Source organism: Acinetobacter sp. GG2 (assembly GCF_000292385.1).
Classification (GTDB): Bacteria; Pseudomonadota; Gammaproteobacteria; order Pseudomonadales; family Moraxellaceae; genus Acinetobacter; species Acinetobacter seifertii.
In genome coordinates this window covers 1-25,051 of record NZ_ALOW01000015.1, presented here as the reverse complement: position 1 = coordinate 25,051, position 25,051 = coordinate 1, and the positions used below count along the sequence as shown (strand labels likewise).

The following is a 25,051-nucleotide window of genomic DNA, read 5'->3' as shown; positions in this document are numbered from 1 at the left end:
ACATACAAAATACTGCAAAAATCATAAACCTGCATTCATAGCCATTTTCACGTAAAATACCCCTAATTCAAATTAAGGAATTGTTCAATGCCACCATTTGTCTTGGTTGATGGGTCCTATTTTTTATTTCGTGCATATCATGCATTACCACCATTGACGACCTCTACAGGGTTACATACCAATGCAATACGTGGAGCAATTTCTGCCATTCAAAAATTAATGCGCCGTATGCAGCCAACACATATGGCTGTCATTTTTGATACGCCTGAGCCAACTTTCCGTCATAAGCTTTCACCCATTTATAAAGGTGATCGCCCAACCATGCCTGAAGAGTTATCTCAACAGATTCCATATTTGCATGCATTGATTAAAGCTCAAGGGATTCCTTTATATAGCCTTCCGGGTGCTGAAGCTGATGACATTATCGGTACACTTGCTAAACGTGCCGTACTCGAGGGCCATCATGTCCTTATCTCAACTGGAGATAAAGACATGGCTCAGCTCGTCAATGACCATGTAAAATTAGAAGATAGCTTTAAAGATCGCGTCATGGATATCGATGGCGTATTTGAAAAATTTGGTGTTTGGCCAAATCAGATTATCGACTACTTGACTCTAATGGGCGATGCATCTGACGGTATTATGGGCGTGCCTGGCGTAGGTGCAAAAACAGCAGCCAAGTTACTGACCGAATATGGCACTTTAGATAATATCATTGCTAATGTAGAACAGCTTAAAGGCAAACTGAGCCAAAATATTAAAGACAATTTAGATAACATTAAGCTTGATCATCAATTGGCAAGTATTGTTTGCGATCTTCCTTTAGAACTCGACTGGCATGAGTTAAAGCTTACTGATCCAAACGTAGAGGCTTTGCGTAATCTATACACTGAGCTTGAGTTTAGAAACCAATTACAATCGCTTGATCATCCAAACAACCCCAATAGTTCAAGCTACAAACAGCAAGCTTCACAGACAGTGGTTCAAAATGAAGTTAAACCTGCTGAAACGATAGAAACCGAAGATCACGCCAGCTTAACTAGTCAAGATGACCAGCTTGGAACTGCAAATTATCATACTGTTTTAACTCAAGAAGCTTGGGATCAACTCTGGCAACGCATGCAAAATGCCGATCATTTTGCTATTGATACAGAGACCACAAGTCTTGATTACCGTATTGCAGAAATGGTCGGTTTTTCAATCGCCTTTGATGCACAAGATGCCTACTATGTGCCTTTAGCACATAACTATGAAAATGCACCACAACAACTGAATCGTGAACAAATTCTGGCTCAAATTAAGCCTGTGCTAGAAAATGAAGCAGTTAAAAAAATTGGTCATCACCTTAAATACGACGCCCATATTTTTGCAAACCACGGTATAGAGCTTAAAGGCTGGTATTTCGATAGCATGCTGGCATCTTATGTACTAAATGCAGCAGCAACTCGTCATGGCATGGATGATGTAGCTCGTGTCTACTTAAGTCACTTAACCACGACTTTTGAACAAATTGCTGGTAAAGGTGCTAAACAGAAGACTTTTAATCAAATTGAGATTGAAGTTGCTGCTCATTATGCAGCCGAAGATGCACATGTGACCTATCGTTTATATGAAGTCCTTTCAAATAAACTTAAAGCACACCCTGAATTAGAAAATATTTTATACAACATCGAAATGCCAGTTGCCCGAATTTTGTCAGGCATGGAAGAAGATGGTATTCGACTAGATCATGCATTCTTAGACAAGTTAAGTGTTGAATTTGCAAAAACCATGGAAGGGCTTGAAAATCAGGCTATGGAAATTGCGGATGAAACTTTTAATATTGCTTCACCTAAACAAGTCGGCGAAATCCTATTTGATAAATTAGGAATTAAAGGCGGTAAAAAAACTGCAACTGGGCAATACAGCACTAGTGAAAGTGTTTTAGAAAAAATTGAACATCCTTTAGCGGAAATTATTCTAGAACATCGTGGTTTGGCAAAGCTAAAAAGTACCTATACGGACCGTCTAGTAGAGCAATCTCATAACGACACGCATCGCGTACATACGAGTTATCATCAAGCACTCACAGCGACAGGCCGTCTCTCCTCTTCTGATCCTAACTTACAGAATATTCCAATTCGTAGACAAATTGGCCGTCAAATTCGTAAAGCATTCATTGCACCAGAAGGGCGAGTTTTACTAGCAGCCGATTACTCGCAAATTGAACTTCGTTTAATGGCTCATTTTTCTCAAGATGAAGCATTGGTACACGCGTTCCAACATGGTCAAGACGTTCACCGTCGTACGGCAGCAGAAGTATTGGGTATTGCAATTGAAGATGTGACCAATGACCAACGCCGCCAAGCGAAAGCAGTTAACTTTGGTCTACTGTATGGTATGTCTGAGTTTGGCTTAATTCGTCAATTAGGCTTCACACGTCAAGAATCGCAAAATTATATTAAGCAATATTTCCAACGCTATCCTGGCATCTATGAATATATGCAACGTACCCGCCAAGTAGCATCAGAGCAAGGCTTTGTTGAAACTATTTTAGGTCGTCGTCTTTATACACCTGATATTGATGCACGAAATGTAATGGTGCGTAAGGCTGCCGAACGTGCCGCGATCAATGCCCCTTTACAAGGTAGTGCGGCTGATATTATTAAACTTGCAATGATTGAAGTTGATAAAATCTTGCCAAAAGATCAAGCCAAATTACTACTTCAAGTACACGATGAATTAGTATTTGAAGCTAATCAAAATATTGCTGAGGAACTTTCAAAACAAATCGCAAAAGTCATGGAATCTGTTGTAGAAATTTCCGTACCGTTAGTGGTTGAAGTTGGGCAAGGACAAAACTGGGATGACGCACACTAAGTCATCAATAAACCAATAAAAAAAGGGCTGTGAAATACAGCCCTTTTTTATCGTCTCAACTTAAAGTCCAGTTAAAAGAACTTTAGCGACTTCATTCATTAAGATCTCGGCAATATACAGTGCCAAGAATGCCAAAATTGGAGACAAATCAATCATTCCCATATTAGGCAACAAACGACGGAATGGTGCCAGTAATGGTTCAGCTAAATCTTGAATCACCTCAATATAAGGTGAACGCGATTGAGTGAACATAACCACCCAACTCAAAATGATTGTCGCAAAAATCAAATAACGGCAGAAACGAATCAAATCTTGAATCATGGTCACAAATGTCAGAATCACTAAATGAATCGGACTATTTGGCATCGAGCCAGAAAGATACATTACACCGAAAATTTTCAGTAAATATAAAATAATTAAAAGAACTAACGCGGCTAAATTGAATCGGCCTTTTGCGACCGTTGGAAAAATTCGGCCAAAAATATCAACAATTTTCGTCGCTTTTACTGTCGATAAAACCACAGGATTATAAGGACTTACTGCCGCCAATTGCATTAAAAAACGGAAAAAGACCAATAAAATCGCGACATTAATTAAAATTCCAAAAATTAGCGCAGAATTTGCACCCATAGTTGTCTTATCCTATTTAAGCTATTTTGCACTGTCACTCAGTTCTTGAGCCAACTCTTGACTACGCTTCTGTGCAGCAGCCAATGCAGATTGAATATTTTGGGAGATTTGTGCACGGTCAAAAACTTCAAGTGCAGCTTGTGTCGTACCATTTGGTGATGTCACATTCTTACGAAGTTCAGATGGAGTATTTGAACTCGTAATTGCCATTTGAGCTGCACCTAATGCCGTTTGAAGAGTTAAAGCAGTGGCAACTTTTTCATCGAGTCCTAAATTTTTACCAGCACGGATCATACTTTCCATGAGATAGAAAAAATATGCAGGACCTGAGCCAGAAACCGCTGTTACCGCATCAATTTGAGCTTCGGAGTTTACCCAAATTGTTAAGCCTGTGGCTGCTAAAATTTGACTCGTTAATTCACGATCCGCAGAGCCCACCACATCATTTGCATAGATACCATGCGCACCAGTTTGAACGAGGGCTGGCGTATTTGGCATAACGCGAACAATTCGGTTGCTATCAATTAAGTTTGATATCGTTTGAATTTCAGCACCAGCAATAATTGATATAACCAATTTATCTGATAAAAGCCCTTTTAGAGGACGCAAAACAGTTGCCAAAACTTGTGGTTTTACTGCCAATACAACGACATCCGCATTTTTAATTGCAGCCACATTATCTTGCGTTACATGAACTTCTTTTTCTTGTAATAAATGGCGGATTTGTTCAACTGGATCTGAAACGGTAATACGTGTTGGCGGTAAACCTCTTGAAATCAGGCCACCAATCAACGCTTGGGCCATATTACCACCACCAATAAAACAGATATTACTATTTACTGCACTTGTCATAACCATATTCGCCATTTACCAGATCACAAGAATGAGAAATTAAATCTGGTTGCCATCCTCCTTGCTCACAATACGGAGACTGAGCCAACCAAAATCCTTTCGGTGTAAAAACCCCAAGCATAACATTATCTATGACTAATATTTGAATTGTATGACGAAGCCAAGGCAAAATATGTGCTTCTTGAATTGCTTTTTTTAATGGCCATTGCCCAACACGACCATATAAATGGACTTTTTCACCGCCTTGACGTCGAATTATTTTCAATTCTTTATTTAATAAAGAATGACTCAAACCAATTTCTTTAGACAGAATATGAAAAAGTCCAGAAGCCCCCTGCCATTTTTCTTCTAATTTAAATGCATGCTCGAGTTCAGCTTCAACCGGATCTAATGTTTCGGCAAGAAAATCTTGCTTACTTAATCTATAAAGGTAATTTTGATAACGAACATAGTAAAACTGATTCCAGTGCAAAGCGGCTTGCGCATCAGACTTTGAATTAATTACTTCACTCTTTAACCGCTCAACCATTTCAAATGCAGGCCGATATTGTCCATCACCTTTCATCCAAACAGAAAGTAATTGACGCTGACGTGCAGATGTCAACTCTAGTAATTTAGTTAAATCTAAACACTCAGCCGTGCCACAATGCTCTAAATCAACTTTTAAAACTTCTTCTAAAATTTCAGAAGCGTCTTGCATCAGGTAACTGGTTCGGCTTAAAGCCTGCTGCATTTTTGGAAATCGGTTTTTTAAGAATGGCCAAAGCTCTTCACGTGACCATGCCCGATCATAATGAATATCATAATTTGTAGGATCATTTACATACTCAATTTCAAGTTGAGCGGTCCAAGCAGCAATTTGTTCACGAGTTAAATCTAAAAAAGGACGCCAAATCGCCATATCTACACGATAATCAATAGACTGCATAGCAGCAAGTCCATCAACACCAGCTCCTGACAACAATCTTAATATAACTGTTTCGGCTTGATCTTGTTGATGGTGTGCAAGCACTAAAGTTTCATTAGGTTGTAAATGCTGTAGATAAGCTTGATAACGTGCCTGACGTGCTTGAGCTTCCAAATTACCATCAGTAACTTGGACTTTTTGAATAATATAAGGGATGTTTAAACTTATTGCTTGATTAGCAACTAGTTTCGACCATTCTGCACTTTGTTCTTGCAGTTGATGATCAATGTGAATTACTCGGATCTTTTGAGGGAAAATTTGAGACATCAAATGTAGCAGCAGCATTGAATCCATGCCGCCACTACATCCAATAAGAAAAGAGCTATTCTCTGAAAACTCTTGAGACTGCTTTAAGACGCTATGCCTAAATTTTCGCTGCCAAACTTCATTAAACGTTGATAACGCGCTTCGCATCGTTCATTTGCATCCATTGGTAGCAATTCATCTAAAGCTTGCTTCAAAACTACTTTTAGATTTTGCATAACGCGCTCAGGGTCTAAATGAGCCCCTTCGCCTTCATCTACTACATATTCAACAATACCTAAAGATTGCAGCTTATCTGCTGTCAAACCTAAAGCTTCACTTGCTTGAGCCGCTTTTTCAGCAGTCTTCCACAAAATAGATGCACAGCCTTCTGGTGAAATAACAGAATAAATACTATGAGATAGCATAATTACTCGGTCAGCAACACCAATACCTAAAGCACCACCAGAACCGCCTTCACCGAGTACTGTTGCAACTACAGGAACTTTCAAACTTGAAAGTTGAGCAAGACTCGTTGCAATTGCTTCAGCTTGTCCACGCTCTTCAGCACCAACACCTGGGTAAGCACCCATAGTATCAATAAATGTAAAGACTGGAAGATTAAAACGCTCAGCCATATCTAATAAACGCTGAGATTTACGATAACCTTCTGGGTTCGCCATACCAAAGTTGTGCTTTAATTTTTCACGGGTACTACGACCACGGTGTTGTCCAATGACCATCACAGGTTGACCGTCAAAACGAGCAAGACCACCTACCATCGCACCATCGTCACCAAACAAACGATCACCATGCAAGGCATCAAACTCTGTAAAGATTTCACCGACATAATCTAGAAATTGCGGACGATCAGGATGACGTGCAATTTGAACCGTTGTCCACGCTTTGGACTGAGTAGCTTTTTTCATAGGTCGAATATTATCCCTTTAATCGATAAATTTTTCCGACTGAATATTCAATTCAATGTCCCAATGCTTAAACTGCTCTTGCTCATCATGCAAGTCGGCAACTAACAATGGCCATTGTTTGGCATCACCAGAAACACTAAGCTGCCATTGTTGATCATTTATGATGGTTAATTCAATGGCAGGAAGCATCTGATCACTGCGACTATGATTGAGTAAAACTGCAAGGCGAAGTAATAAACTTAAGTAAAGTAATTTATTACCGCCAGCCTTCAAAACTTCATTTTTTACATCATTACGTAATTTACGTCGATGGTGAGCAACTAAATGTGAAAGATGATTTTGATCAATTTGTGAGAAACCAGGAATATCAGAATGCTGTAATAAATAAGCACCATGACGATGGTAACCACCATGACTAATTGCTAAACCAATTTCATGCAAATAGGCTGCTCTACGTAGTAAGTCACTGTCTTCACTGGTTAAATTAAGTGATTTTGCAACACCATCAAATAAATGTTGGGCTGTATTTACGACACGTTCTGCTTGTTTAGGATCGGCGTTATAGCGCCCCATTAAGGCCTGTACACTACGATCTCGAATATCTTCATGCTTGAAACGACCTAACAGGTCATACATGACCCCTTCACGTAATGCACCATCAGAATATGCCAAACGTTCAATTTCTAAAACTTCAAAAACTGCGTACAAAATTGCCAATCCGGCTGGCAAAACTGCTCGTCGATCTTCTCGTAAACCTTCAAAATCAATTTCAGAAATATTTTTGAACTTAAGTAGTTTATCTTTGAGTTTATATAGGCCTTCTCGAGTGACATTTTCTTGTTCGTCACTTAACCCCATATTCACCATAATTTGACGGCAAGCTTTAATCGTTCCACTTGAGCCAACAACAGTATCCCAACCTTCCATCTTATAAGTCGTTGCGATTGCTGAAAGTTCTTTACGGGCAGCGACTACAGCTTTATCAAAGGCTTTTTGTGTGATTTCGCCATCAGCGAAATAAGCTTTTGTATACGCCACACATCCCATTTGTAATGATTCGGTATAAATTGGCTCAAACTCTTCGCCAATAATAAACTCGGTAGATCCCCCACCAATATCTACAACTAAACGACGTCCGCCATTAGCCATCGTGTGAGATACACCAAGATAAATCAAACGAGCTTCTTCACGACCCGCAATAATTTCAATAGGTTTAGGTAAAATTTCGGCCGCTTTTTGAATAAACTCATGACCATTTTTAGCCTGACGTAAAGCGTTGGTTGCCACAATTCTTAAACGATTGGGTTGAACCGAACTTAAACGTCCAACGAAACGAGCTAAACATGCTAATCCACGTTGTTGCGCTGCTTCTGTTAGGTTTTTATTTTCATCCAGACCAGCTGCAAGCTGTACTTTCTCTGACATTGAAGCCACTTTTTTAACTTCACCGTGATCTACCCGTGCAATCGCAAGGTGAAAACTGTTCGACCCCATATCTATGGCAGCAAGTAATTCTTCATCAATCAGAAAGTCAGACATTATTGAACTAAACCCATAACAATTCACGCCTAGAGTAATTCACAAGAATGCAATTGAAAAGCCATTTTCATCAACATTTATTAGCCATCGATATTTTTCTAATTGTTAAACGATTGTACAAGCCGATGATGAATATCGTGAGCATCCATTAGACAAATTTAGTTAAGCCTTGAATAATAGCATCAAACCCTTACATTGAACTAAGTAGCTATGTAATACTGATAGAGATTATATCCTCACACAGTGATAGCACTTTTTTCTAAAAATTGGAGCCGTACCATGTCTGCGACTATTGTAAATACAACTGATGATAACTTCCAAGCAGATGTTCTTGATGCTGAAACACCTGTACTTGTTGACTTCTGGGCAGGTTGGTGTGCGCCTTGTAAAGCTATTGCACCTGTTCTTGAAGATTTATCAAGTGAATATGCTGGTAAAGTAAAAATCGTTAAAGTTGACGTGACTTCTTGTGAAGATACTGCAGTAAAATACAATATCCGTAATATTCCTGCTCTATTACTTTTCAAAAATGGTGAAGTAGTAGCTCAACAAATCGGTGCTGTACCTCGTTCTAAACTCGTTAGCTTTATTGACGAAAACGTTTAAAACGAAACGTTATAGATGAAAATACGCTATACCTATATAGCGTATTTTTTTCGGCTATAAATTGACAAATTAGCTGATCTCACTTATATTGCATGCTCAAGAGGCACTGAAGGGAATCGTCTTCTGTCCGGCTTCTTACAAGACACAAACATAAAGATCGCCACTCGGCAACAGAAATTGTTTTTTCACATTTCTCTTCGAAACAGTTAATCAGACTTCTGAATTGTTATTGTGTAAATACAATTGCGATACTCTTTTTTGTATGCGAGCGATTTTTCTTCTTTTAAACCACACTCTACTCTTTCCTAATTCTGACCCTTATGAATTTAACTGAACTCAAGAAAAAACCAATCGGCGAACTAATTAAAATTGCTGAATTTATGGGCCTTGAAGGTATGGCTCGTAACCGAAAGCAAGATATTATCTTTGCCATCTTGAAACGCCATGCAATGAATGGCGAAGAAATTTTTGGTGACGGCGTTCTTGAAATTCTCTCTGATGGTTTTGGTTTTTTGCGCTCTGCCGCAGGTTCGTATTTAGCAGGTCCGGATGATATTTATGTGAGTCCTTCACAAATCCGACGCTTTAACTTGCGTACAGGTGATACCATCACAGGCACTATTCGCCCTCCAAAAGAAGGTGAGCGTTATTTTGCGTTGCTCAAAGTTAATCAAATTAACTACGACACGCCAGAAAATTCTCGAAATAAAATTTTATTTGAAAACTTAACTCCTCTTTTCCCAACCGAACAATTGGTTATGGAACTAGGTAATGGTACGACAGAAGACTTAACTGCTCGTGTTGTCGACTTAGTTGCCCCAATTGGTAAAGGTCAACGTTCAATTATTGTTGCACCGCCAAAAGCGGGTAAAACAATGTTACTTCAAAACATTGCGCAATCTATTGTTAGAAACAATCCGGAAGTATTCCTTATTGTTTTACTTATTGATGAGCGTCCAGAAGAAGTAACTGAAATGGAGCGTACTGTACGCGGTGAAGTTGTTGCCTCAACATTTGATGAAGCACCTGCCCGTCACGTACAAGTTGCTGAAATGGTGATTGAAAAAGCAAAACGTCTTGTTGAACATAAAAAAGATGTTGTGATTTTGCTTGACTCTATTACTCGTTTAGCTCGTGCATACAACACTGTAATTCCTTCATCTGGCAAGGTACTAACAGGTGGTGTAGATGCTCACGCATTAGAACGTCCTAAACGTTTCTTTGGTGCTGCACGTAACATCGAAGAAGGTGGTTCTTTAACGATCATTTCTACTGCGCTTATTGAAACTGGCAGTAAAATGGACGATGTAATTTACGAAGAATTCAAAGGTACTGGTAACCAAGAAATTACACTTGATCGCCGTATTGCTGAAAAGCGTGTCTTCCCTGCCATGAATATCAAAAAGTCTGGCACACGTCGCGAAGAACGTTTAATGGATGAAGATAAATTACGTAAAGTCTGGATTCTCCGCAAACTTCTTCACCCTATGGATGAGTTGGCTGCTATGGAATTCTTACTTGATCGTATGAAAGAAACCAAAACAAATGATGATTTCTTTGATCAAATGAAACGTAAAGCTTCAACTTAATCAATTTTATTATCATTGAAAAAAGCTACTCTATTGAGTAGCTTTTTTATTTGGTTGACAAGCTTTACACAAAAATACATTTTGTTATTTTCTATGTAAGAATATATTTAAGCTTTTGAAAACAAATATTTTTAATTTAAAAAAATTAGGTTTTTTAATAGCTTATTCACACCTTTTCCAATATATTCAAACTAATTGATTGTTTTTTTCTGTTAAAAAACAGCCTGTTTTTTGATTTTTTCTGCGCTTTTTTGACAGGTGGCAGTAGTATTTCAACATGCGCAGTGATAGCATAGCGGCAGACCAGTTAGACTGCTCCATGCGTTGTTACCTAGCTACGTTTAGGAATAATAAAAGCCAAACAGCCTAACTTAGGTTTTTTTAATCTCAAATTTTTTTTGTGAGAGTGATGCCATGTTATTCAAAAAATTCGCTGTTGCTGCTGCTGTTGCTGCTACTTTAGCTTTCGTTGGTTGTTCTAAGAAAGAAGAAGCTCCTGCTGCTGCTGCTGCTTCTGAAGCTGTAGCTGCTGCTTCTGAAGCTACTGTTGCTGCTTCTGAAGCTGCTACTGCTGCTGCTTCAGCTGTTGACGCTGCTGCTGCTTCTTCTGAAGCTGCTGCTTCTGCACCTGCTGCTTCTGCTGCACACTAATCTATACTCTAGATTAGATAAAAAAGAGGACTTTATGTCCTCTTTTTTATGCTTAAATTTTATAATTTAAACAATAAGTACGTTATATATTATTTAAATAATATTTTTCACCTATAGAATATATCTTATTTTAAGCCCTTAAAAATTATAAATAAAAAAAAAGCAGATCAATCGATCTGCTCATTTCCAACGCGTTGTCTAAATTTCTGACCTGCTCTAAAGGTCACTACTCGGCGAGCAGAAATTGGAATTTCTTCGCCTGTTTTAGGATTGCGTCCTGGACGCTCGCGTTTATCTCTAAGTTCGAAATTACCAAAACCAGAAAGCTTAACCTGTTCACCCGCAATCAGCGCTTGGCTAATTTCGTCAAAGAACAACTCGACCATTTGTTTTGCTTCACGGCGATTTAAGCTGGTTAACTCACTTAAATGATCAGCCATGTCTGCTTTAGTTAGTGCTGTCATGAGGCCCTCAATGTCGCTTGATAAGTGTTTTCTAACACTTGGATTATATTGTCCATACCAGATTTAATTTCAGCATCTTCAAGCGTACGTGAAGGATGTTGCCATAGTAGTGCAAACGCTAATGAGCGTTTACCTTCTTCGACACCCTGCCCCGTATACACATCGAATAACCAAGTAGAGTCTAAAAGCTCTCCACCAGTTTTTTCGATTAACTGCTGAATATCTCTAACATTTATATTATCAGAGATTAAAAGCGCAATATCACGTCTAACCGAAGGAAAACGTGATAATTCTGTAAAATTAGATACATAAGATTGCAAAACTGCTGCCTGATCAAGCTCAGCAACCCAAGTTGTGCTCAAATCGAGCTCATTTTCTAAAGATGGGTGCAAACGGCCTAGGTAACCAATTGATTTACCATCAACTAAAATTTCAGCTGACTGTCCCGGATGTAACCAAGCACGCTCTGAGCGTACATATTCAACTTTGACACGTCCAGCAGCTAAAACTTCTTCTACTTCACCTTTGAAGTCGAAGAAATCCATTGGCTGTGGCTTAGCATGCCATGATTCTGGTTCACGAGAACCTACAGCAATTAAAGCTAATGTCGGGATTTGCTTTAAGTCTTGAATAGACGTAGCATTTTGATAATCAAAACGCAAACCAAGCTCAAAGAAACGCACACGGCTTTGCTGACGGTTTAAATTATATTGTACACAAGGAATTAAGCTAGAAAGCAAAGTGCTACGCATTGCTGCCAAATCACTTGAGATTGGATTTGCGAGCATTAATGGATTTACTTGTGGGTTCAATTGCTTTTCAAGTTTTGCATCAGCAAAGCTAAAACTAATTGCTTCTTGGTAGCCCAAAGTAACTACTGTTTGGCGTAACTGTGCAATTTCAAAACGATCTTGGTACTTAGCAAGCTGAACATCCATGCTTGGTAGACTAATCTGGATATTGTCATAACCATCAATACGTGCAACTTCCTCAATCAAATCTTGATAAATTGCCATATCGTAACGATGTGATGGAGGAATAACGCTCCACTCACCTTCAGCTTTAACAGTTACTTTACAACCTAGTCGAGTTAAAGCATCTGTAATGAAATCAGCAGCAACTTGATATCCCAATAATTGGTCTACTTGAGCTTGCTTAAGTTCAATAGCTTCACGTTTTGGAAGTAAATCCGTTTTTTCAGCTACAGTGATAGGACCAAACTCACCACCCGCTAATTCTTTAATGAGCTGAGAAGCACGATTCATCGCAATTAATGGCAATTCAAAATCTACACCGCGTTCATAACGTTGCGAAGAATCTGTATGTAAACCAAAACGGCGAGCACGCCCAGCAATCGCAAGTGGAGCGAAGAATGCGCTCTCCAAGAAGATATCAGCTGTATCATCAGTTACACTTGATGCTAAACCACCCATGATACCTGCGATTGCTAAAGCTTTCTGGTCATCTGCAATAACCATTATATCTTCTTGCAACTCAACTTCTTGATCATTCAAAAGTTGCAACTTTTCTTGTGGCTGAGCTTGGCGAACGTGCACAGTACCTTCGATTTTAGCTAAATCGAAAGCATGCATTGGCTGACCCAATTCCATAAGGACGTAGTTCGTTACATCAACCAAAATACTGTGAGTACGAATTCCTGAACGTGCTAAAGCTTGTTCCATCCACTCTGGAGTAGCAGCTTTCACATTCACATTTTTAACTACACGTCCTAAATAGCGTGGAGCACCATCCGTGCTGATCACTACTTTTTTCTCATCAGTGATTGTCGCATCAACTGACTTAATTTCAGGCTCATTCATTTGCAGTTGGTTGATTACCGCAATCTCACGTGCGATACCACGGATACTAAAACAGTCACCACGGTTTGGCGTAATACTGATATCGATGACGTTATCATCAAGTTTTAAGTATTCACGGATGTTTACCCCTACTGGAGCATCGGCAGGTAGCTCAAGCAAACCATCGATTTTATCTTCAAGGTCGATTTCAGAAGCACCGCACAACATACCTTGTGACTCGACACCACGAAGCTTACCTTTTTTGATTTTAAAATCGCCTGGTAATACTGCGCCAATAGTTGCGACAGGTGCTTTCATTCCAGCACGAACGTTAGGAGCACCACATACAATTTGCAGAGGCTCACCTGAACCAATATTCACTGTTGTGACGCGTAGACGGTCTGCATCTGGATGTTGTTCAACTGTTAGAACTTCACCAACCACCACTCCAGTAAATGGCTTAGCAACAGGCGCTAGTTCATCTACCTCAAGACCAAGCATAGTCAACTGATCAGATAATGTATCACTATCAATGGCTGGGTTAACCCATGTGCGTAACCAATTTTCGCTAATCTTCATCTTTATAAACCTTATTTAATCCTGAAAAAATGTTAGGCAAATTGGCGTAAGAAACGCACATCATTTTGATAGAACATACGTAAGTCATTGATGCCATAACGCAACATTGCAAAACGCTCTACCCCTAAACCAAAAGCAAAGCCTTTGTATTTATCAGGATCAATACCCGCAGCACGCAATACATTTGGATGTACCATGCCACAGCCTAATACTTCTAACCAACGTCCACGCTCATCCATGATATCCACTTCTGCACTAGGCTCTGTAAATGGGAAATATGATGGGCGGAAACGTACTTTTAAATCTTTCTCAAAAAATTCATTCAGTAGGTTAATTAATAAACCTTTTAATTCAGCAAAGCTGGTGTTCTCAGCAACGTACAAGCCTTCGATTTGATGGAACATTGGCGAATGCGTTTGGTCTGAGTCACAGCGATATACACGGCCCGGACATACAATACGAATTGGCGGCTGGCTTGTTTCCATAGTACGAATTTGCACACCAGAAGTATGCGTACGCAACAAATGGTTTGCATCGAAATAGAAAGTATCGTGCATGGCACGTGCAGGGTGATGCCCAGGAATATTTAATGCTTCAAAGTTATGATAGTCATCTTCAACTTCCGGTCCTGTTGCAACTGTAAAACCAGCTTTAGTAAAGAACTGGCAAATACGTTCTTGTACTTGAGTAACAGGATGAACTGTACCAATGCGCTGTCCACGACCTGGTAAAGTAATATCAATGGTCTCATTTGCTAGTTTTTGCGCTAGCGCAGCTTGTTGTAATGCCGTTTGACGCTCAGTTAAAGCGCTATTAATTGTTTCTCGAACAGCATGAATCGCAGCACCTTGTACTTTACGTTCTTCAGGGTCCATTTTCCCTAATGCTTTCGATTGTTCTGCAAGCTGGCTTTTTTTCCCTGTAAATTGCACACGCACCTGATCAAGTGCAACAAGGTCTTGAGCTGCTGCAATCGCAGCAAGCGCTTCTGTGGTCAGGGCTTCCAGTGACATATTAACTCTCAAAGCAACAAATTTAAAAATATAATAAAACACTGCATTCTAACAGTTTTTCACCGTATTGATGAAGTTTATCCATCATGAAAAATGTATTAGGCAACAAAAAGATAAAACGTATAAAATAATACTATCGTCAATGAGATCAATTATTATGGCGCTCAATCAGATTTGGAAACAACAACTTACACTTGTGACCTACGGTAATGAATACCTTCGCCAGAATTCAAGCTTCAACCAATGGCGACAACATCATATTTTTGACCAACATAGTTTTCAGTTTCGTGACTTAATTTCACAGCATTTACTTGCTCAACATTTCCAAGTTTGGCTAGAAGCACTCAAAAAACAGGGAGCAACCCAAATCTCTCTTCACTTATCAACCATCTTAAATGAAGAGCAGAATCCAAATAATAATGTAGAACTTTTACCTTATACCCATTTTATTGTGAGCCATCAAAACAATAAAAAAATCGCATGGATTTTTGGCCATGAGCTTGCCGAATGGTATAGCAGCGATAATGAGTTTGAACCACCTTTAAATCAGCGTAGTGATTTACGTTTAGAAACTTTTTGGCGTTTTGAACTGAACGAAAAATTATCTAAGAAAGTTGATGCTGACTTAAAAGCACCTCAATGGGATGAAATTGCTGACTTTATGGAATCTGAGTTATTTCGAAGTAAGTATGCAGCAGGTTTTGAAGAACCTAAATTTGAGAAAAAATATTTTGATGGGTCAACTCATCAAATATCAATAGATCATCAACCAACTCTTGCTCTTATTCCTGAAAACTATCCAGCAGATTGTGCACACCAACTCCTCTACCGCACTCAGGCTTTATCCGACTATTTAGAGCAAAAGAAACGCACCGCAAATGATCCTTTAGGGGAAGACTTAGACCAAGAACAAATTATTAACTTAAGAAATTTTACCCATAAAACTGATGATCTATTCGCAAAGCTGATTGTGAAAGCAGCAAATCATTATCAAACAGCTCAATTAAAACCTGTTGAGAAACCCTCTCCTTTTGATGCAACAAATGAGTCCGTAACTCATTTAAAAGCACCTCATCATAAAACTGGTGGAACAGGTGTAATGAAGCTAATTATTTTAACCGTTATTATTTGTGCCTTAGCTTATTATTTTGGTCTTTAATCTTGATTAAAGTTCCCATTGATAAAGCAACTCTGTTATTCCGAAGCCGAACTCTGGTAGTTCGGCTTCAGCAATTAACTTTGCTCCCATTTTTTCATAGAAGAAGCGACTCGGATTTTTATTAAAAACCTCTAAACGAATAAAAGCATAACCTTGATTTAAAGCGCATTGATAGAACTTTTGGAATAACTCACGGCCTACACCTTGCTTTTGAACTTCTTTTAAAAGATAAAAAGCAAGAATTTCAGCAATATTACTTTCTGGGTTTAAATAACCATCAAGAAAGCCTTTCACTACCCCATTTTCAGTATAGATAAATAACTGATGATCAGGACTTCTGCTTATCTCTTTCCATAACTGTTCTTTATCTAGTACGTTAAGCTCATCTAATATTTCTTGCTTAACCATACCGGCATAGGTTTCTTTCCAACCTTGCACATGTACTTCTGCAATAGATAATGCATCCTTAAATGTTGCTATAAGAATATCTGTGTCATTTAATGGTTTCAATTCACTCCCCTCACGTCACTACTTTTTAGAATGAAGTATTGATTAGTCTCACACGTACCTACTCAGTTAAAAACTGCTCTCGAACATGTATTAAAGCAAATCCCAACAAATTTAGACCTTGCCATAGAGAAGGATCTTGAATATGTGGATGGTCTTGAGCCATACCGATACCCCAAATTTTATCGACAGGAGATGCTTCAACCAAAATACGGTCTTTCGTTGCCAATAAGAATTTTTTCAATTCAGGATGCTGTGAAAATTTAGCAAAATTCGCCTGCACCACGATGTCAAAACGATTTTCTTGCCATATCTGTTCATCATAATTACGCACTTTACGGCCGAGTTGCTTTGCTTCATTCGGATGTTTAACCTGCAAAATTCGTGCAAAAATTTCTTCATCATTAAATAATTTTGCTTTTTGTGCCATCATATAGTGCTCAGCAGTAAAGTACTCGACACCTTCTACCTTAAATTGCGCAGGGAACCACTGGCTAAAACAGCTCTTATCAACAAGATTAGCTTGCTTAGGAGTATGCCCCCAGAAATACAAATATTTGAATTGGTGACCTTGCTGTACTTTTTGAATTAAATCATTTAGAAATTTTTCGTCTTTCATCATTTATCTCTGATTATTTTCTCTTTTAAAAATAGAACCCTAAAAATAAAAAAGACCGCTAAAAAGCGGTCTTTCTTTGAATCTCTAAGCTTATGCAGCTAATGCGCCTTTAGCTTTTTCAGCTAAAGCAGCAAATGCTACTGCATCATGCATAGCGATGTCAGCTAATACGCGACGGTCGATGATCACTTGAGCTTTTTTCAAGCCATCGATCATACGGCTGTAAGACAAACCGTTTTGACGAGCACCAGCATTGATACGCGCAATCCATAGAGCACGGAATTGACGTTTCTTTTGACGGCGGTCACGGTAAGCGTATTGACCAGCTTTGATTACCGCTTGGAACGCTACGCGGTAAACGCGTGAACGAGCACCATAGTAACCTTTAGCGCGAGCAAGAATTTTTTTGTGACGACGATGAGCCACTACACCACGTTTTACACGAGCCATTTATAATCTCCTTAGATGTATGGGCACATACGACGAACTGAATTCATGTCAGAAACATGAACCATTACACAGCCGCGTAATTGACGGATACGTTTAGCAGATTTTTTGGTCAAGATGTGGCGCTTGAACGCTTGTTTACGCTTAAAACCGTTTGCAGTCGCTTTGAAGCGTTTAGCTGCACCACGGCGAGTTTTTAACTTAGCCATAGTAACCTCTTTTAGGCACCTGTTCGGCGCGATCGCACCATTGCAAAATCGACCTGCAGGTAAGGAAGCGCGTATTTTATAGCATGCTGACTAAAATTAAAACTACTCTTAGCATTTTTTTGGATTACCAACTTAACAAACTAAAAAATTCATATCATTTTTTTAGAAGGTAGTCATTGCTAATAAATTCAGCATCGTGGCTTATTTCACTCTATAATATGTTCAAATTATCAACATACGATATTTCAAATGCAGAAACATGATGCATTCGCTGCACTGCGCTATAGAGATTTCTCTATTGTTACCATTAATCAATTTTGCTTAACGTTAGCAATTTTGATTCAAGAAATTATTGTTGCTTATTCACTTTATCAAATTACCAAAGATCCTCTAACTTTAGGCTTAATTGGATTAGCAGAAGCCATTCCATTTATTGCTCTATCGCTTTGGGGTGGCTATTTTGCTGATAAATTTAATAAACAGGTCATTATGAAAATCTGTTTATTTTTCTCAGTACCTCTACCTTTAGTTTTGTGGCTGCTGTTTCATTTACATGGTTTAGGCCATATCAGCGTAAATTTCCTTTCTTGGGGTATTTATGCAGTGATTTTTGGCTTAGGTACCATACGTGGGTTTTACAATCCCTCTGCTACATCATTGAAACCATTCTTAATTCCACGCGAGCTTTATGCCAATGGCGCAACATGGACAACGATTGGTTGGCAAAGTGGCGTGATTATTGGGCCTATGCTCGGTGGGTTTATGCTTGCTTACCTAGGCAGAGAAACCAGTCTTTTTAGTGTTGCAGCCCTACTCAGCATCTGTTTTATTCTTATTAATTTATTACAAAAACGAAGCTTTCCTAAAATTGAAACTACCAATGTATTAGAAAGCTTAGGTGATGGTTTCCGCTTTATTTGGAAAACCAAAATAGTTCTCTGGGCTATTTCTCTAGACCTTGCCTCTGTTTTATTTGGAGGTGTAATTGCCCTACTGCCTATCTTTGCAGAAGATATTTTAAAAGTGGGACCAGAAGGCTTAGGTTATCTGCGTGCAGCCCCATCTATTGGTGCCCTCATTACCATGATTGCTTTGACTCGTTTTCCTCCAACTCAGCACGCATGGCGTAACATGCTATTAGCAGTTGCCGGGTTTGGTGTATTTACGATCCTTTTCGCTTTCTCAAACAATATGTGGTTATCCTTATTTGCACTGGCGATGACAGGTGCTTGTGACAGTATTTCAGTTGTGGTTAGACAAACCATTTTGCAAATTTTCCCGCCAGAAAATATGCGTGGTCGCGTTGCGGCGGTAAATGGAATGTTCGTTTCATCTAGTAATGAGCTAGGTGCATTTGAATCAGGCCTAGCAGCTAAATATTTGGGAACGATTGCAGCGACTATTTTTGGTGGTTGTATGACGCTTGCAGTGGTCACGTTTTGTTGGCTAAAAACCAACGACCTATTTAAAGTCGACATTACCAAAAGTTCAGAAGACTAATTAAATCCTTTTAGTAAAAGCATCTTCGGATGCTTTTACTTTAAATAAAGTCTGTAATTACCCAATAAATGAAAATATAACGCCCAGCCTTAGCAATAAGAACCATAAATAAAAAGCGCCAAAAATTTTCTTTGAATAAGCCAGCAACCAAAGTAATAGGGTCACCAATCACAGGTGTCCAACTTAAAAGCAGCGAATAAAAGCCATACTTATGATAAAAACGTTGAGCTTGTTCTAAACGTTTTTCAGAAACTGGGAACCATTTTTTATGTTTAAACTGTTCTATTTTTAAACCTAACCACCAGTTCACACATGAACCAAGTACATTTCCGAAAGTAGCAATCGAAATAAGAAGAAAAGCGGAATGTTGATTTTTTAATAATAAAGCAGCGAGTACAGCTTCTGATTGTAGCGGTAATAATGTAGCAGCCCCAAAAGCACTCAAAAAAAGTAAAAAGTAACTTAGCATTCTAATTAAACCAAACTACCTTTCACTTTATTTATTACCTATCAACTAAAATTAGATGACTTTAATTGATAATGCTTTTTGTACCGCAGGACGTGCTGTCAAGCGAACAATGTATTCTTGTACATATGGGTAGTCCTCTAATTGAATACCCTGCCATTCATAGCGCAAAATCCAAGGTAAAATTGCCATATCCGCAATTGAGTATTCGCCTGCAACAAACTTTTGCCCTATAAGCTGTTTGTTTAATACACCATATAGACGTTTAGTTTCATTCAAATAACGCTCTATGGCGTAAGGAATTTTCTCTGGTGCAAAGCGATTGAAGTGATGATTTTGTCCTAACATCGGGCCTAAACCACCCATTTGCCACATGAGCCATTGTTCTACTTCAACTCGCTCTTGCTCGTCAGTTGGATAGAACAAGCCAGTTTTTCGACCTAAATATTGTAAGATTGCGCCTGATTCAAATACTGAAATTGGCTCACCACGTGGACCATCCTGATCAACAATTGCAGGAATTTTATTATTTGGAGAGATTCTTAGGAAGTCGGGTTGAAATTGATCATTTTCTAAAATATTAATTGGATAAAGAGTGTAATCCAGTCCCATTTCTTCTAAGGCAATTGTGATTTTATGTCCATTGGGTGTGCCCCAATAATATAGATCAATCATTCTATTTTCCTATTCATCGTTATCATGACTGCGTCTTGCGTTATATCATGTTTTGGGTAATACAATAATATTTCCAACACCAAAAAACACATAAAATTTGAGAATAACTTTGGTTCAAAAAGTTATTAAATCGCACTTTAAAGGAACTAAACCACAAAATGACAAGCAAAAAAAAGCACTGCTTTTGCAGTGCTTTTTTTGAGTATTACTTTTTCTTTTTAGGTCCAAGTAACATACCCATTTGTCGACCTTCCATTTTCGGAGCTTGCTCTACAACCCCAAACTCAGCTACATCTGCTTCAATTTTTTGTAATTGAGCTAAACCAAGTTGTTGGTGAGCCATTTCACGACCACGGAAACGTAAGGTGATTTTGACTTTGTTGCCTTCTTCAAGAAACTTCAAAATAGCACGAAGCTTAACTTGATAATCACCTACATCAGTTGCTGGGCGTAGTTTGATTTCCTTCACTTGCACTTGATGCTGTTTTTTCTTGGCATCTTTTTGCTTCTGTTTCAGGTCAAACAAGTGCTTGTTGTAATCCATGATTTTACAAACAGGCGGCTCAGCGTTTGCGACAATCTCAACAAGGTCAAGATCTGCATCCTCAGCAGCACGCAGTGCTTCATTTAATGAAACAATTCCTTTTTGCTCACCATCAGCAGCGACGAGGCGTACTTCTTTTGCACGGATCTCATCGTTAATTGCTGGACGGTTACTCTTTGCACCTTGTTGTTGGTTACGGTCAGGCTGTTTAATCTTTCTTACTCCACAATATACCGGCCACGTTCGGCGACGGCAGATTTCACTAAGTCAATGAAAGCATCCACTGACATAGTACCTAAATTTTTTCCTGAGCGAGTACGTACATTCACTGTACCTTCTTCAACTTCTCGATCACCAAGAACTAACAGGTAAGGAATGCGCTCTAGAGTACGCTCACGAATCTTAAATCCGATTTTTTCATTTCTCAAGTCAGAAATAGCGCGAAGGCCATTTTCCTTGAGTTTTGCCACAACTTGCTCACTTGCTTCAGCTTGAGCATCGGTAATGTTCATGACACATGCTTGTACAGGTGATAACCAAGGCGGCATAAAACCAGCGTAGTGTTCAATTAGTATACCAATAAAACGCTCAAAACTACCAAGAATTGCACGGTGCAACATTACAGGCTGATCACGTTCGTTTTCTTCAGTTACATAAGAAGCGTCTAAACGAACTGGCAAGTTGAAGTCACACTGAATGGTACCACATTGCCATACACGACCAAGACAGTCTTTTAAAGAGAACTCAATCTTTGGACCATAGAATGCACCTTCACCCGGCTGCAATTCCCATTTAAGACCAGCTTCATCTAAAGCATCTGCTAAAGATTTTTCAGCTAAATCCCAAAGTGCGTCATCACCTACACGCTTTTCTGGACGAGTAGACAACTTCATTTGAACTTCTTCAAAGCCAAAGTCTTTATAAACATCTAAAGTGAGTTTAATAAAGTCTGCAACTTCTTTACCGATTTGTTCTTTAGTACAGAAGATATGTGCATCATCTTGTGTAAAGCCACGAACACGCATAATACCGTGTAAAGAACCAGATGGTTCATTACGGTGACAAGAACCAAACTCAGCTAAACGAATTGGTAAATCACGGTAAGATTTTAATCCTTGGTTGAACACTTGAACGTGACAAGGACAGTTCATTGGTTTTACAGCATAGTTACGGCTTTCAGAATGAGTCGTAAACATGTTTTCTGCATAGTTTGCTGCGTGACCAGATTTCTCCCAAAGCGTAAAGTCTACGATTTGTGGAGTTTTAATTTCTTGGTAACCATTGTCTTGCTGAACTTTACGCATGTACTGCTCTAGTACTTGATAAATAGTCCAACCGTTTGCATGCCAGAACACCATACCCGGTGCTTCTTCTTGCATATGGAACAAGTCTAACGCTTTACCAATTTTACGATGGTCACGCTTTTCAGCTTCTTCAATACGCTTGATATAAGCTGCTAACTGTTTTTTATCAGCCCAAGCAGTACCATAAATACGTTGAAGCTGTTCATTCTTCGCATCACCACGCCAGTAAGCGCCAGAGATTTTTGTAAGTTTGAATGATTTTAAAAATTTAGTATTTGGTACGTGCGGACCACGACACATATCTAAATAATCTTGATGGTAGTACAAGCCCATTTGTGTTTCTTCAGGCATGTCTGCAATCAAGCGTAATTTATATTCTTCACCGCGTGCAGTAAATTCAGCAATGACTTCATCACGTGGCGTCATTTTTTTAACAACATCGTAATCTTGGTCGATGAGCTTTTTCATACGCTCTTCGATCGCTGCCATGTCATCTAATGTGAAAGGACGTGGCATCCAGATATCGTAATAAAAACCTTCTTCGATGACTGGACCAATCACCATTTTAGCTTCAGGGAAAAGCTGCTTTACAGCATGCCCTACAAGGTGTGCACAAGAATGGCGAATGATCTCAAGACCTTCTTCATCTTTTGGAGTGATAATTTGTAAGGTCGAGTCTTCGGTAATTAAGTCACATGCATCAACTAGGCGATCATTTACTCGTCCAGCAACGGTATTTTTTGCTAAACCAGGCCCAATACTTTGAGCGACTTCCATAACAGATACAGGGTGATCAAAACTTTTTTGATCGCCATTTGGCAATGTGATAATTGGCATAAAAAAATCCTTAAGGAGTGATGCCCTATACGAAGGAGCATTTCACCGCGAGATTATGATCGAGGCGAACCTCAAAATATAAAAACGGTGTAAATCAAAATTAAAAACCAGAAAGATTTTACACTTGTTCACGCCAAGTGAAAACCTTTGTGCTCATAAAATCATAAATAGATGTTGGTTATACGGTAAACAGCAATAAGTGACTTTCGTAAGTGTTTCTCATAAATTTTAAGAAATACATAAATAGGATAATTATTCATCAGAACTGATTTAAGATGATGGAAATAGCATTTGTGCTCATTTTCTGACTGAGGGGTATTTCTGTTTAAGACTAAAGCATTAATGCTTTGATTAATATTAAGTCATATTTTCAAAGAATGAATTAAAAAATAGAACATGGAGTTGTTTCACATGGTTAGTGCATACGATGAATTACCACGTACACAAGCAAACTTTGTTGCGTTATCCCCTTTGCGGTATTTAGAACGGGCAGCTTATATATATCCAGATCAGGCTTCGATTATTCATGGCAATCGCTATATTTCGTGGAAAGAAACTTACCAGCGTTGTCGGCAATTTGCCTGTCAGCTTCAACAATTAGGTATTACTAAAAATGATACTGTTTCTGTATTATTGCCCAATATACCCGCAATGATCGAAGCGCATTTTGCTGTACCTATGGCTGGTGCTGTTCTTAATACATTAAATACTCGTTTAGATGCTAAAACCATCGCCTTTATGCTAGAGCATGCTGAAACTAAAGTACTTTTAGTTGACCCAGAGTTTGTTAATTTAGCCAGAGAAGCTCTCTCACTGATTCCTAACCAACGTATTATTGTGATTGATGTGGCTGATGAAGAATATGAGGGTGAAAATCAATTTCTTGGTTCATTTGAATATGAAGAATGGATTGCTCAAGGTGATGCCAATTTCGAATGGCATTTGCCGCAAGATGAGTGGGATGCGATTAGCTTAAATTACACCTCTGGGACAACAGGCAACCCTAAGGGCGTGGTTTATCACCACCGTGGGGCTTACTTAAATGCAGCGAGCAATATTCTAGCCTGTGGCATGAAACCTCGAGCCGTTTATTTATGGACGCTTCCTCTGTTCCATTGTAATGGCTGGTGCTTTGCATGGAGTATTGCAGCCAGTGGTGGAACCAATATTTGTTTACGCAAGGTTGACCCTGAACTGGCTATGCAGCTCATTGCAAAACATAAGGTGGATTATTTCTGTGGTGCTCCAATTGTGCTATCCATGATTATTAATCTACCTAAAGAAAAACAGCCGAACTTAGAACATCATGTAGAAGTTATGGTGGCAGGTGCTGCACCTCCTGTCGCTGTGATTGAAGGTATGCGAAATATTGGAATTAATGTAAACCACGTTTATGGTTTAACAGAAACTTATGGACCATCCGCACTTTGTGCCTCTCAAGCAGGGTGGAGCGATCTTTCTATTACAGAGCAAGCACAACTACATTCACGTCAGGGCGTGCCTTACCCACTTCAGGACAGTATGCGAGTGCTAGACCCTGAAACTATGCAACCTGTACCAAATGACGGTGAAACCATGGGTGAAATTATGTTCCGTGGCAATATTGTGATGAAGGGATATTTAAAAAATCCAAAAGCAACTGAAGAGGCATTTGCAGGTGGTTGGTTCCACACTGGAGATTTAGCAGTTTGTCATCCAGATGGTTATGCAAAAATTACGGATCGTTCCAAAGATATCATTATTTCCGGTGGAGAGAATATTTCATCTTTAGAAGTTGAGGACGTCTTATATAAGCATCCCGCAATTTTAACAGCTGCTGTTGTGGCAAAACCCGATGAACGTTGGCAAGAGGTACCATGTGCATTTATTGAATTAAAAACAGGTGCTACAGCAACTCCTGAAGAAATTATTGCACACTGCCAAAAAGAGCTTGCTCGCTTTAAAGTTCCTAAGGATGTGGTCATTACCGAAATTCCAAAGACATCAACGGGCAAATTACAAAAATTTATCTTGCGTGAATGGGCAAAGGAGCGCGTTTAAATATTTTCAAATAAAAAAGCGACG

24 protein-coding genes and 1 pseudogene are annotated in these 25,051 nt (G+C 39.0%); 7 read left to right on the top strand and 18 right to left on the bottom strand.

Annotated features, from left to right (window positions below):
- Positions 1-87 precede the first annotated feature (87 nt).
- Positions 88-2,859 (top strand): DNA polymerase I, encoded by a 2,772-nt coding sequence (gene polA / locus B554_RS0101090; protein ID WP_019456652.1) that lies wholly within the window; start codon positions 88-90, stop codon positions 2,857-2,859.
- A 60-nt stretch (positions 2,860-2,919) separates the two neighbouring features.
- Here polA and B554_RS0101085 read toward each other — a convergent pair whose 3' ends face one another.
- Genes B554_RS0101085 through ppx form a run of 5 tightly spaced genes read right to left on the bottom strand, consistent with a single transcriptional unit; the run spans position 2,920 to position 8,019 of the window.
- Complete coding sequence (locus B554_RS0101085) at positions 2,920-3,489, bottom strand: YggT family protein (protein ID WP_002054582.1); 570 nt, start codon at positions 3,487-3,489, stop codon at positions 2,920-2,922.
- A gap of 21 nt (positions 3,490-3,510) precedes the next feature.
- Entirely contained in the window at positions 3,511-4,347 is an 837-nt protein-coding gene (proC, locus tag B554_RS0101080) for a pyrroline-5-carboxylate reductase (RefSeq protein ID WP_077169012.1), read from the bottom strand.
- The gene (tilS, locus tag B554_RS0101075; protein ID WP_081400257.1) at positions 4,322-5,722 is read right to left on the bottom strand and encodes a tRNA lysidine(34) synthetase TilS; all 1,401 of its coding nucleotides are present in this window, start codon (positions 5,720-5,722) and stop codon (positions 4,322-4,324) included. The genes proC and tilS overlap by 26 nt, the downstream gene beginning before the upstream one ends.
- Positions 5,659-6,480 carry an acetyl-CoA carboxylase carboxyltransferase subunit alpha gene (locus B554_RS0101070; RefSeq protein ID WP_004698563.1) on the bottom strand — a complete coding sequence of 274 codons (822 nt, stop codon included), beginning with the start codon at positions 6,478-6,480 and terminating at the stop codon, positions 5,659-5,661. The genes tilS and B554_RS0101070 overlap by 64 nt, the downstream gene beginning before the upstream one ends.
- An 18-nt stretch (positions 6,481-6,498) precedes the next feature.
- On the bottom strand, positions 6,499-8,019 hold the full coding sequence (ppx, locus tag B554_RS0101065; protein WP_004698565.1) for an exopolyphosphatase: 1,521 nt from the start codon (positions 8,017-8,019) through the stop codon (positions 6,499-6,501).
- A gap of 279 nt (positions 8,020-8,298) precedes the next feature.
- On the opposite strand from ppx, the gene trxA reads away from it, so the two are divergent.
- Together trxA and rho are read left to right on the top strand one after the other, a co-directional pair.
- Positions 8,299-8,625 (top strand): thioredoxin, encoded by a 327-nt coding sequence (trxA, locus tag B554_RS0101060; protein WP_002054512.1) that lies wholly within the window; start codon positions 8,299-8,301, stop codon positions 8,623-8,625.
- 320 nt (positions 8,626-8,945) lie between these two features.
- Positions 8,946-10,214: a transcription termination factor Rho gene (rho, locus tag B554_RS0101055; RefSeq protein WP_001054522.1), complete on the top strand. Its 1,269-nt coding sequence runs from the start codon at positions 8,946-8,948 to the stop codon at positions 10,212-10,214.
- A 186-nt stretch (positions 10,215-10,400) separates the two neighbouring features.
- Here rho and B554_RS18365 read toward each other — a convergent pair whose 3' ends face one another.
- Positions 10,401-10,535 carry a hypothetical protein gene (locus B554_RS18365; RefSeq protein ID WP_081400256.1) on the bottom strand — a complete coding sequence of 45 codons (135 nt, stop codon included), beginning with the start codon at positions 10,533-10,535 and terminating at the stop codon, positions 10,401-10,403.
- A 93-nt stretch (positions 10,536-10,628) separates the two neighbouring features.
- Between B554_RS18365 and B554_RS0101050 the strand changes: the two genes are divergently transcribed.
- Entirely contained in the window at positions 10,629-10,865 is a 237-nt protein-coding gene (locus B554_RS0101050; protein ID WP_019456649.1) for a hypothetical protein, read from the top strand.
- Positions 10,866-11,032: 167 nt separating this feature from the next.
- Here B554_RS0101050 and B554_RS0101045 read toward each other — a convergent pair whose 3' ends face one another.
- Genes B554_RS0101045 through pheS form a run of 3 tightly spaced genes read right to left on the bottom strand, consistent with a single transcriptional unit; the run spans position 11,033 to position 14,720 of the window.
- A complete protein-coding gene (locus B554_RS0101045) occupies positions 11,033-11,329 on the bottom strand; it encodes an integration host factor subunit alpha (RefSeq protein ID WP_000126166.1) in 297 nt (98 codons plus the stop codon).
- Positions 11,326-13,707, bottom strand: a complete 2,382-nt coding sequence (pheT, locus tag B554_RS0101040) for a phenylalanine--tRNA ligase subunit beta (protein WP_019456648.1) — start codon at positions 13,705-13,707, stop codon at positions 11,326-11,328. The genes B554_RS0101045 and pheT overlap by 4 nt, the downstream gene beginning before the upstream one ends.
- Before the next feature lie 32 nt (positions 13,708-13,739).
- The gene (pheS, locus tag B554_RS0101035; RefSeq protein WP_002054514.1) at positions 13,740-14,720 is read right to left on the bottom strand and encodes a phenylalanine--tRNA ligase subunit alpha; all 981 of its coding nucleotides are present in this window, start codon (positions 14,718-14,720) and stop codon (positions 13,740-13,742) included.
- A 157-nt stretch (positions 14,721-14,877) separates the two neighbouring features.
- Between pheS and B554_RS0101030 the strand changes: the two genes are divergently transcribed.
- Positions 14,878-15,879 carry a hypothetical protein gene (locus tag B554_RS0101030; RefSeq protein WP_019456647.1) on the top strand — a complete coding sequence of 334 codons (1,002 nt, stop codon included), beginning with the start codon at positions 14,878-14,880 and terminating at the stop codon, positions 15,877-15,879.
- 6 nt (positions 15,880-15,885) lie between these two features.
- Here the strand turns inward: B554_RS0101030 and B554_RS0101025 are convergent, their stop codons facing one another.
- From B554_RS0101025 to B554_RS19060, 5 genes and pseudogenes are all read right to left on the bottom strand, one after another.
- Positions 15,886-16,389, bottom strand: a complete 504-nt coding sequence (locus B554_RS0101025; RefSeq protein WP_019456646.1) for a GNAT family N-acetyltransferase — start codon at positions 16,387-16,389, stop codon at positions 15,886-15,888.
- A gap of 58 nt (positions 16,390-16,447) precedes the next feature.
- Complete coding sequence (locus B554_RS0101020; RefSeq protein WP_019456645.1) at positions 16,448-17,005, bottom strand: NADAR family protein; 558 nt, start codon at positions 17,003-17,005, stop codon at positions 16,448-16,450.
- Between the two features lie 90 nt (positions 17,006-17,095).
- Positions 17,096-17,455 carry a 50S ribosomal protein L20 gene (gene rplT, locus B554_RS0101015; RefSeq protein ID WP_000124858.1) on the bottom strand — a complete coding sequence of 120 codons (360 nt, stop codon included), beginning with the start codon at positions 17,453-17,455 and terminating at the stop codon, positions 17,096-17,098.
- 11 nt (positions 17,456-17,466) lie between these two features.
- Positions 17,467-17,661 carry a 50S ribosomal protein L35 gene (gene rpmI, locus B554_RS0101010; RefSeq protein ID WP_002054552.1) on the bottom strand — a complete coding sequence of 65 codons (195 nt, stop codon included), beginning with the start codon at positions 17,659-17,661 and terminating at the stop codon, positions 17,467-17,469.
- Positions 17,662-17,672: 11 nt separating this feature from the next.
- Positions 17,673-17,771: pseudogene (locus tag B554_RS19060) on the bottom strand (hypothetical protein); the annotation flags it as partial.
- Positions 17,772-17,910: 139 nt separating this feature from the next.
- Between B554_RS19060 and nreB the strand changes: the two are divergent.
- Positions 17,911-19,161, top strand: coding sequence for a nickel resistance MFS transporter NreB (nreB, locus tag B554_RS0101005; protein WP_019456644.1), 1,251 nt, complete (start codon positions 17,911-17,913; stop codon positions 19,159-19,161).
- Positions 19,162-19,201: 40 nt separating this feature from the next.
- Here the strand turns inward: nreB and B554_RS0101000 are convergent, their stop codons facing one another.
- The 4 genes from B554_RS0101000 to thrS all read right to left on the bottom strand — a co-directional run bounded on the left by B554_RS0101000 (position 19,202) and on the right by thrS (position 22,987).
- Positions 19,202-19,630, bottom strand: a complete 429-nt coding sequence (locus B554_RS0101000) for a YqaA family protein (protein WP_004698584.1) — start codon at positions 19,628-19,630, stop codon at positions 19,202-19,204.
- A gap of 51 nt (positions 19,631-19,681) precedes the next feature.
- Positions 19,682-20,302, bottom strand: a complete 621-nt coding sequence (locus B554_RS0100995; protein ID WP_019456643.1) for a glutathione S-transferase N-terminal domain-containing protein — start codon at positions 20,300-20,302, stop codon at positions 19,682-19,684.
- A 205-nt stretch (positions 20,303-20,507) separates the two neighbouring features.
- Entirely contained in the window at positions 20,508-21,059 is a 552-nt protein-coding gene (gene infC / locus B554_RS0100990) for a translation initiation factor IF-3 (RefSeq protein WP_077162708.1), read from the bottom strand.
- A 5-nt stretch (positions 21,060-21,064) separates the two neighbouring features.
- Positions 21,065-22,987 carry a threonine--tRNA ligase gene (gene thrS / locus B554_RS0100985; protein WP_019456642.1) on the bottom strand — a complete coding sequence of 641 codons (1,923 nt, stop codon included), beginning with the start codon at positions 22,985-22,987 and terminating at the stop codon, positions 21,065-21,067.
- Between the two features lie 411 nt (positions 22,988-23,398).
- Here thrS and B554_RS0100980 point away from each other — a divergent pair, with 411 nt between their 5' ends.
- Positions 23,399-25,027: an acyl-CoA synthetase gene (locus tag B554_RS0100980; RefSeq protein ID WP_019456641.1), complete on the top strand. Its 1,629-nt coding sequence runs from the start codon at positions 23,399-23,401 to the stop codon at positions 25,025-25,027.
- The last annotated feature ends 24 nt before the right edge of the window (positions 25,028-25,051 follow it).